Below are 1,984 nucleotides of genomic sequence, written 5' to 3'. Positions count from 1 at the left end.
CCGCACTTCGCGCGTACCCGCCACATTCGGCCCGATGGCCGCATCTTCCGCCATTCGGCGCAGCACCCATTCATCCAGTGCATGCGGATTATGGATCAGGGATGGATGCCCGGATGGGGTCTCAAGGCTCAGGATCAGGCGGCGCAGGCTGGAGAAGTCGAGTGCAGAGTTGCGCCATTGCAGATGATCCACCGGATCGAACCGATGCGCCTCGATGGCCTGCCATGTCGCTTCATCGAATGGCGGACAGGTCGCTGTCTCCCCAAATTCACCATCGGTACGGAACCGCCCGGCCCGGCCCGCGATCTGTGCGCATTCTGCTGGTGTCAGCAGGCGATGGCGCCGCCCATCGAACTTCGAGCGTGAGGCGAACACGACCCGGTCGACATCAAGGTTCAGCCCCATGCCGATCGCATCAGTTGCAACAATGTAGTCGACTTCGCCGGACTGGTAGAGCTCAACTTGCGAATTCCGCGTGCGCGGGCTCAGCGCGCCCATCACAATCGCCGCTCCCCCCTTCTGGCGCCGCAGCAATTCGCCAATCGCATAGACCTCATCCGCGCTGAATGCGACAATGGCCGTGCGCTTCGGCAGTTTGGTGATCTTGCAATGCCCGGTATAGCGCAGCTCTGAAAACCGCTCGCGAGGCTCGGTCTCGGCGCCAAGGTCCAATTTACGCAACACACTGCGCATCGTGTCGCTGCCCAGCAGCAATGTCTCGTGATTGCCGCGCAAATTCAGGATACGGTCGGTGAAGACATGGCCCCGATCCTGGTCTTCGGCCAGCTGGATCTCGTCAATCGCGACGAAATCCACTTTCAGATCCACCGGCATGGATTCCACTGTGCACACCCAGTATCGCGCCGTACGCGGAACAATGCGCTCCTCACCAGTAATCAGCGCGACATGGGCCGCGCCCTTGCGCTCGACCACGCGATCATAAACCTCGCGCGCCAACAGGCGCAGCGGCAGGCCGATCATGCCGGTGCCAAACCCCGTCATCCGCTCGATGGCATAGTGGGTCTTGCCGGTATTGGTGGGGCCGAGAATGGCCTTCAGGGTGGAACTCATCGACGTTGCGTGGCGGGGCCGCCATTGAAAGTCAAGTTGAGCCTGCAATCGGCCCACACCCCCTGCCCCCGAACCGGTCAATCTGACAGGAAACTGCCCTTGATCCTGTCGCCCGGAAAAAACCCGCCTGTCGATCCAATTAGAAGTTGTCCGCCTCTGCGCACTCCCCTAGAGCCCTCGGAAACAATGGGGACTTCGCGTGACAATGACCGCCATGAATCAGGCTCGCTCTTCGAGCCAGAGGTTCTATGTCCTCGACGGCATGCGCGGGATCGCGGCGATCATCGTGATGCTCTACCACTATATTGGAAGCGGACAGTCCAGGCTGCTCATGAACAGCTATATTGCCGTGGACCTGTTCTTCATCCTCAGCGGCTTTGTCATCTATCATGCCTATGCCAAGGCCCTGCGGGACGGCATGCCTGCGGGCGTCTATGCCAACAAACGGATTTCCCGGCTCGCCCCGACTGTCGCGGGCGGCGTGGTACTCGGCGCCATCGCGATGCTGATCGTGTTTGCCGAGACCGGGCGGGCCTTCAACCCCCTCCAGTTCACCCTGACCCATATCGGGCATTTCGCTTTCATCCCGGCGCTCAGCGATTACGAGATCCCTGCGAATGGCACGCTGGAACTCTTCCCGTCCAATCCGCCGCTCTGGTCGATCTTCTACGAATTTGTCGCCAGCATCGCCTTCATCTGGATTGCGCGCCTGCCGAAATGGCGACTGGTCGGCACCTGCCTTGCCGCCTTCTCGCTCTACCTGTTTTGCTGTCTCGCGCTGGCCCGCTTGTCCGGCAATGGCCTGACCGCCAATGTCGGCTGGAGCCATCAGACCTTCTTCTTCGGCTTTCCGCGCGTTTTCTCGGCCTTCCTCGCCGGGATCATCATCTACCGGCTGGTCCAGAATCCTGCC

Annotated in this window: 2 protein-coding genes; one reads left to right on the top strand and one right to left on the bottom strand. The window is 60.9% G+C overall.

Annotation, left to right across the window (positions count from 1 at the left end):
• On the bottom strand, nucleotides 1–1,071 hold a 1,071-nt coding region (locus tag B4F73_RS01875; protein WP_290482379.1), incomplete at its 3' end, for a helicase-related protein.
• 205 nt (nucleotides 1,072–1,276) lie between these two features.
• Here B4F73_RS01875 and B4F73_RS01870 point away from each other — a divergent pair.
• On the top strand, nucleotides 1,277–1,984 hold a 708-nt coding region (locus B4F73_RS01870), incomplete at its 3' end, for an acyltransferase family protein (RefSeq protein ID WP_290482378.1).

It is taken from the genome of Hyphomonas sp. UBA3601 (genome assembly GCF_002375605.1).
Classification (GTDB): domain Bacteria; phylum Pseudomonadota; class Alphaproteobacteria; order Caulobacterales; family Hyphomonadaceae; genus Hyphomonas.
This window is presented reverse-complemented; position numbering and strand designations above follow the sequence as displayed.